The organism is Arthrobacter sp. H41, assembly GCF_000520535.1.
Lineage (GTDB): Bacteria > Actinomycetota > Actinomycetes > Actinomycetales > Micrococcaceae > Arthrobacter_D.
Genome location: NZ_AZRZ01000441.1, coordinates 1 through 6,585, shown reverse-complemented (window position 1 = coordinate 6,585; position 6,585 = coordinate 1). Strand labels below are relative to the sequence as shown.

7 protein-coding genes are annotated in these 6,585 nt (G+C 67.4%); 2 read left to right on the top strand and 5 right to left on the bottom strand.

Annotated elements, in window-relative coordinates:
- Positions 1-118 precede the first annotated feature (118 nt).
- Positions 119-748: a hypothetical protein gene (locus tag Y705_RS0101005; protein ID WP_026531525.1), complete on the top strand. Its 630-nt coding sequence runs from the start codon at positions 119-121 to the stop codon at positions 746-748.
- Positions 749-785: 37 nt separating this feature from the next.
- On the opposite strand, the gene Y705_RS0101000 is transcribed toward Y705_RS0101005, so the two are convergent.
- On the bottom strand, positions 786-1,583 hold the full coding sequence (locus Y705_RS0101000; RefSeq protein ID WP_049822066.1) for an HAD family hydrolase: 798 nt from the start codon (positions 1,581-1,583) through the stop codon (positions 786-788).
- A complete protein-coding gene (gene serS, locus Y705_RS0100995; protein ID WP_026531523.1) occupies positions 1,583-2,863 on the bottom strand; it encodes a serine--tRNA ligase in 1,281 nt (426 codons plus the stop codon). The genes Y705_RS0101000 and serS overlap by 1 nt, the downstream gene beginning before the upstream one ends.
- A gap of 126 nt (positions 2,864-2,989) precedes the next feature.
- Between serS and Y705_RS0100990 the strand changes: the two genes are divergently transcribed.
- Positions 2,990-4,069, top strand: a complete 1,080-nt coding sequence (locus Y705_RS0100990) for a diacylglycerol/lipid kinase family protein (RefSeq protein WP_026531522.1) — start codon at positions 2,990-2,992, stop codon at positions 4,067-4,069.
- Between the two features lie 3 nt (positions 4,070-4,072).
- On the opposite strand, the gene Y705_RS16345 is transcribed toward Y705_RS0100990, so the two are convergent.
- The 3 genes from Y705_RS16345 to pheA all read right to left on the bottom strand — a co-directional run bounded on the left by Y705_RS16345 (position 4,073) and on the right by pheA (position 6,531).
- Complete coding sequence (locus Y705_RS16345) at positions 4,073-4,417, bottom strand: hypothetical protein (RefSeq protein WP_049822065.1); 345 nt, start codon at positions 4,415-4,417, stop codon at positions 4,073-4,075.
- A gap of 94 nt (positions 4,418-4,511) precedes the next feature.
- Positions 4,512-5,486, bottom strand: a complete 975-nt coding sequence (locus tag Y705_RS0100980; protein ID WP_026531521.1) for a DNA topoisomerase IB — start codon at positions 5,484-5,486, stop codon at positions 4,512-4,514.
- A gap of 112 nt (positions 5,487-5,598) precedes the next feature.
- The gene (pheA, locus tag Y705_RS0100975) at positions 5,599-6,531 is read right to left on the bottom strand and encodes a prephenate dehydratase (RefSeq protein WP_026531520.1); all 933 of its coding nucleotides are present in this window, start codon (positions 6,529-6,531) and stop codon (positions 5,599-5,601) included.
- Between the last annotated feature and the right edge of the window lie 54 nt (positions 6,532-6,585).

Genomic DNA, 6,585 nt, shown 5'->3' with positions numbered 1-6,585 from the left:
GCTTCGCGTGCGATTTAGCAGCCGCAGGTGCTTAATCAGCGGGGGGGTGGGCTGCCCACGGAATCCTCAATCAACGTCAATGCGTTGATTGAGAGCCGCCCTGCCGCATACTGAACGCATGCAGTACGTCCTCACCATCAACCAGCGGGACTCCCGCGAGGTCGGCGACCTCGTTCCGGACCTCCTGAAGGCGCTCCGGAACCTTCCCGTCACTGTCCCCTTTCAACGCTCCGTCGGGGACGAGGTGCAGGGCGTCGTGCCTTCCGCGCGGACCGCCGTCGACGCCGCCCTCGTGGCGATCCGCCACCGCCGATGGCACGTGGGCATCGGCGTCGGAATGCTCCTTCCCCCGGTGCCGGAGCGAATTCTCGACGCCCAGGGCCACGGGCTCGTCTACGCAAGGCGCGCCGTCAACCGGGCCCAGAGGACCGGCGAGCGCATACCGCTCGCCGTCGAGGGACCCGATGCTGAGATCTCCGGCGAGGCCGAGGCGGTCCTGCGCCTGCTGGGACACCTCGTGTACACCCGGACGGAAGCCGAATGGAACGTCCTCGACCTGCTGACCCCGGGCGCCCGGGGTCAGCAGAAGTTCATCGCCCAGGAGTTGGGTATCAGTACCCAGGCCGTCAGCAGGGCGGTAGTACGGTCCCACTGGCTCGAGGAACATGCGACACGGCCGGCTGCTGCACGGCTGCTCGACCTGGCCTACGGGCCGGCGTCGCTACCGGAAAGCTCACCGGCGAACTAGCAGCGGCGAGCCAGCAGCGGCGTCGGGGAAGGAGCGCCTAGACGAGGGAGCGGAGTACCTTCGCGGCGCCGTCGTCGTACACCGAACCCGTGACTTCCGACGCCGCCGCGCGCACCTCCTCGGGAGCCTGTCCCATTGCGACGCCGCGCGCCGCCCATCGGAGCATTTCGACGTCGTTCCGCCCATCGCCCACGGCAACGGTCAGCGCCGGGTCTGCCTGCAGGTTCGCGCGCAGGAGCTCGAGCGCACTCGCTTTCGTGACCCCGGATGCGGCGATGTCGAGCCACGCCGTCCATCCCACGGAGTAGGTGACCCCGTGCAGGCCGATCGCGGCGACGGCCTCGCCGAACTCCTCGGCCGTGCTGTCGGTGCTGAACACCACCACGCGCACGGCGCGTGCTGCCAGCATCTGCTCGAAGTCGACGCTTTGGGCCTCGGAGCCGAAGCTGGCGTCCTGGAAGCTCTCGGTGGAGAGGAAGCGTCCGCGGTCGTCCTCAAGCGCATACTTGGCCGCGGGAAGGCGTTCGCGCAGTGCCGTCAACGCAGGGCGCGGATCGAAGGTCACGCGTTCGAGGACCTCGAAGCCCTCGGGCAGTGCGTCGTCCACGCGCAGCGTGACCCCGCCGTTCGAACAGACGGCATACCCGCGGGTGATCCCCAGCAGTGCCATGACCGGAAGGGTGGCACCCAGAGAGCGGCCCGTCGCGATGATGATGTCGTGGCCCGCCTGGATGACCGCGCGCGCCGAGGACCGCACCTCGTCGGTCATATTGCCCTCGTGGTCCACCAGGGTGCCGTCGACGTCGAGCGCAATCAGGTACTTGGTGCGGGGCATCACAGGACCGGGAGAACGTCGAGGCCGCCGAGGTACGGTCGCAGGGCTGTGGGCACGTTCACCGAGCCATCCGCGTTCTGGTGGTGCTCGAGGATGGCGACGATCCAGCGCGTGGTGGCGAGCGTCCCATTGAGGGTTGCGACGGCGCGCGTGCCTTTCTGGCCCTCCCCCGCCTGGCGCTCACGGATGTTCAGGCGCCTCGCCTGGAAGGTGGTGCAGTTCGACGTCGAGGTGAGCTCGCGGTACGCACCTTGCGTGGGCACCCAGGCCTCGCAGTCGAACTTCCGTGCAGCGGACATCCCGAGGTCTCCGGCAGCGGTGTCGATGACCCGGTAGGGCAGCTCCACCTTGGCGAGCATCTCCTCTTCCCAGGCGAGCAGCCGTTCGTGTTCGGCGTAGGAATCCTCGATGGAGGTGTAGGTGAACATCTCCACCTTGTTGAACTGGTGGACGCGGATGATTCCGCGGGTGTCCTTGCCGTGCGATCCCGCTTCACGGCGGTAACAGGTCGACCAGCCGGCGTAGCGCAGGGGGCCGTCGCCGAGTTCGAGGATCTCATCCGAGTGGTAACCGGCAAGCGCCACTTCCGAAGTGCCGACGAGGTAGAGGTCATCCTCCTCCAGTCGGTAGATCTCGGCGTCGTGGGCGATGTCGAACCCGGTGCCCTGCATCGTCTCGGGGCGCACGAGGGTGGGAGTGATCATGGGGGTGAACCCGGCCCGGACGGCCTGGTCCATGGCCATCTGGAGCAGGGCGATCTCGAGCCTCGCCCCGACTCCCTTCAGGAAGTAGAAGCGGGACCCCGAGATTTTCGCGCCACGTTCCATGTCGATGGCGCCCAGCAGCTCACCGAGCTCCAGGTGGTCACGCGGCTCGAAGCCCTCGGCAGCGAAGTCGCGGGGAACGCCCACCGTCTTGAGCACCTCGAAATCGTCCTCCCCGCCCGCGGGAACCCCGTCCTGGATGAGGTTGGGCAACCGCCGCAGCAGCGTCTCCTGCTCAGCGCTGAGCTCGTCAGCAACACTGGTAGCTTTTTTGACCGACTGCGCGAGTTCTTTGACCTCGGCCAGGAGCGCCTGCTTCTCCTCGCCCTTCGCCTGCGCCACCCGCTTGCCGAACGCATTCTGGCCGGCGCGGAGGGCTTCCGAGCCTGTCACTGCCTCACGGCGCCGGGCGTCCAGGGCAAGGATCGACTCCACGAGCGATTCATCAGCACCGCGTGCACGCTGCGAGGCCTGGAATTGCTCTGGATTGGCACGGAGTTCGTTGACATCGATCACTCCACCAGCCTACCAACGGGCGGAGCCGCGCAATCGACGGCGCGATCAACGGCCCGAGGGTCAGGCGGTTCCGCGTACGACGACGGCGCCTGGCACACGACGCGCTGCGGCTATCCTTGACACACCATGCGCCCAAGACTGCTTGCCCTGACCGCCGCCGGCTCCGCAGCGGCCGCTTCGGCGCAGAGCTGGTGGACAGTGCGCCGCTTTCGCCACCCGCGGTCCGCACCCACCACCACCCACCCCTCCTCTCCGCCCTTCCCGGGCCCGCAGCAGGTGGCGCTGGTGCTCAACCCGGTCAAGCTCCAATCCCGGGCGACCCGCGCCCTCGTGGAGCAGGCGTGTTCCGATGCCGGGTGGGACCCTCCGCTGATCCTTGAGACGACCGTCGAGGACCCCGGGACCGGTCAGGCGCGCCGCGCCATCGAGGCCGGCGCCGACGTCGTGATCGCCGCCGGCGGGGACGGTACCGTGCGGGCGGTGGCCCAGGCCCTCGCGCATTCGCCGGCCGCGCTCGGCCTGCTCCCGCTGGGAACCGGGAACCTGCTGGTCCGCAATCTCGGACTGCCGTACTTCGACCTGGCGGGCTGCCTGGAAGCGGCCCTCCACGGGAACCAGCGCCGGATCGACATGGGGCGCATCCACCTGCGGAATGCGCGGACCGGCGTCGAATCCTCCCACCCGTTCCTCGTGATGGGCGGGGTCGGCCTCGACGCGACGATCGTCGCGGCCACCAAGGAGAACCTGAAGGAGAAGTACGGCTGGCTCGCCTACAGCGAAGCGGGGGTTCGCCACCTGCCGGGCCGCCGCCAGCGCGTGTCGATCAGCTTCGACGGGAGCGCACCCCAGAGCAGGAAGGTACGTAGCGTCCTCTTCGCCAATTGCGGGAAGCTTCCGGCAGGCATCGACTTCATCCCCGACTCCACCATCGACGACGGGTTCCTCGACGTCGTGGTCATCAGCCCGCGCAGCCTCGTGGGCTGGTTCTGGATGGGCATGAAGATCCTGCTTCGGCACCCGGGCGGGAGCCCTGTCATCAAGTACTATCGGGCGCGGGAAGCGACAGTGTGGGTGACGGAGCCGACCGAGACCCAGCTCGACGGCGACCCGTCCGGCGCGGTGACGTCCCTGACCGTGCGCGTGGATGCCGATGCACTGATGGTCCGGGTCCCTTCGGGGACATCCGGACCATCAGGGAGCAGCTGAGCCTCAGGTGCGGTCGCGGTCGGTGTATTCGCCTTCGCCCTCCGGAATGTCGACCAGGGGCTTGTCCTTGTCGGTGTATTCGCCCTCCTCAACCGGCTCCTGCGCGCCGGTGTAGCCGCCGTCGTCGTCGGCCGGGGCGGCACTGGTGTAGCTGCCTTCCGAGGCAGCTGCAGATTTGGCGGTCGAGGCGTCGTCATGTCCGGCCTGGTCGTTGATCAGGCCCTGCTCCTCGGCGAACCGGATGTCGTTTCCCTGGTCTCCCGCATCGCCGTGCCAATTGGGGTCCGAGGTGGAGCCGTCGCCCTCATTGGGATTGACGATGTGTCCTCCATGAGCGTTCTCAGTCATGATGCTGCCTTTCGTTGAAAGATGCGCTCCGGCCGGGCGCCCACCATAAGCCTACTTAGCAATGCTCGAAGGTGAAAGCCACCGCCGAAAGCCGCTAGTCCGGCAGGAGCTCCTGCACTGCTTTTTCGGACGCGGTCATACTCCCGATCGGGATGACCTCGCCGCTCATGAACCGGTCCACCAGCCGCGGGTCGACATACGAACTCCGGGCCACGGCCGGCGTGTTGCCGAGGTGATCGGCCACGGCGCGCATCGTGGCGGTGACCGCTTTCTGTCTCGCCGTCCGGCTCGTGGCTTTCAGGTCCTCCCGCGCCAGAGCCATTGCGGCGATCACCGTTGCCTGCCAGGTGCGGAAGTCCTTGGCAGTGAACGGACCCCCCGTCACCTGGCGAAGGAATTCATTGAGCTGCGAGCCTTCCACGTGGTGCCATTTCTCGTCCGACGTGCGGTAGGCGAGCACGGTGTCGGCATCCTCCCGCCGCAGCATCGGGCGAAGTGCCGCCGCGAGGTCGGCGTCCTCCAGCGTGGTGTCCCACAGCTGACCGCTCTTCCCGGGAAAATTGAAGGTGATGACGGGTCCTTCGACCGAGATGTGCTCCACGAGCAGGGTAGTCACCCCGAAAGAGCCGTTGGCTTCGGCGTACTGGGCTGACCCGATGCGCAGGGCTCCGGCGTCGACGATGCGGAGCGCTGCCGCGAATGCCCTTTCCCTTGTGGTTCCGTTGCTGCGGAGGTGCTGGGTGATCACCCGGCGTGCGCTCGGCAGCTTTGCCCCGAACTCGAGGGCGCGGTCGAATTTCTCGCGGTCCTTCTGCTCCCGCCACGCCGGATGGTAGATGTACTGTCGGCGCCCTGCCTCGTCGGTTCCGAGGACCTGCACGTGACCGTTCCGGTAGGGGGCTATCCAGACATCCCTCCAGGCAGGGGGGATGACGAGGCCCTTGACCCGCTCGAGCTCGTCGCGGTCCCGCAGCAGCGAGCCGTCCGGGCCCCGGTAGCTGAATCCCTTGCCCTGGCGCCTGCGCGTGATACCCGCCTTGCGGGTGTTGCTGCGACGCAATCGAGCCATGCGGGAACCACCTCTGCAAAGGAGTTACGGAATCCCCTTATACTAAGTCTACTTTCCATTTTCGGGCAGCAGGGATACGGTTTCCCTGCACCTTGACGGAAGGCCCTGCGCGCTAACGGCCCTGGAGAATTTCCGCCACCCAGGAATCCGCCGCGGCGAAAGCGGTATCCGCAGTGTGGGGCACCACCGCATGACGACGCTTGTCGGCACGCGGATAGGAACCGAGGAAGCGGAGGTCGGGGCTGATTCGGTGCAGCCCCTTGAGCGCGTCGGCCATCCGCGCATCGGCCACATGACCCTCGGCGTCGATGCTGAAGAAGTAGTCACCGAGGAACTGGCCGGTGGGCCGCGATTCGATGCGGCTGAGGTTGACCCCCCGCGCCGCGAACTGGTCGAGGATCTCCATGAGCGCACCCGGGTGGTCTTCGGGAAGCGGAATCACCAGCGTGGTCTTGTCGGCCCCGGTGGGAGCGGGCAGAGCGCCGGGGCGGCTGACGAGGATGAAGCGTGTGACGGCGTCGGAGATGTCGCCGATATCGCTCGCGAGTACGGACAAGCCCAGCGAGGCGGCCAGCGCGGGCGAACAGATCGCCGCATCGTAGGCGCAATCGTCACCGAGGAGGCCGAAGCCGGCCGCCGCGGTGGACGGCGAGGGAATATATTCTGCAGTGGCAATATTAGCGTCGGCCCACCCCCGGCACTGCGCCCAGGCGTGTCCGTGGGTGGAGATCCGCTTCACCTTCGAGATGTCCGTCCCGTCCCGCGCGGCGAGCACGAAACTGATGGCTACGAGCTCCTCACGCACGATGCGCAGTGGCTCTCCTACGGAAATCGCGTCGAGGGTTGCCGACACGCCGCCCTCCACCGAGTTCTCGATGGGTACCATCGCGCCGTCGACGCCACCGGACCTCACGAGCTCCAGCGCAGCCGCAACGGTGGACGCCGGAACCCTGCGGACGTCCTCCGCTCCGGGTACCTGCAGCAGCGCGGCCTCGGTGAAAGTGCCCTGCGGACCGAGATAGGCGTACGAGGAGAGAGGTTTCACAGGACGGAGGGCGCGCTGCCCGTCTCCGAGACCAGTGGCCTGCCCGCCTCGAAC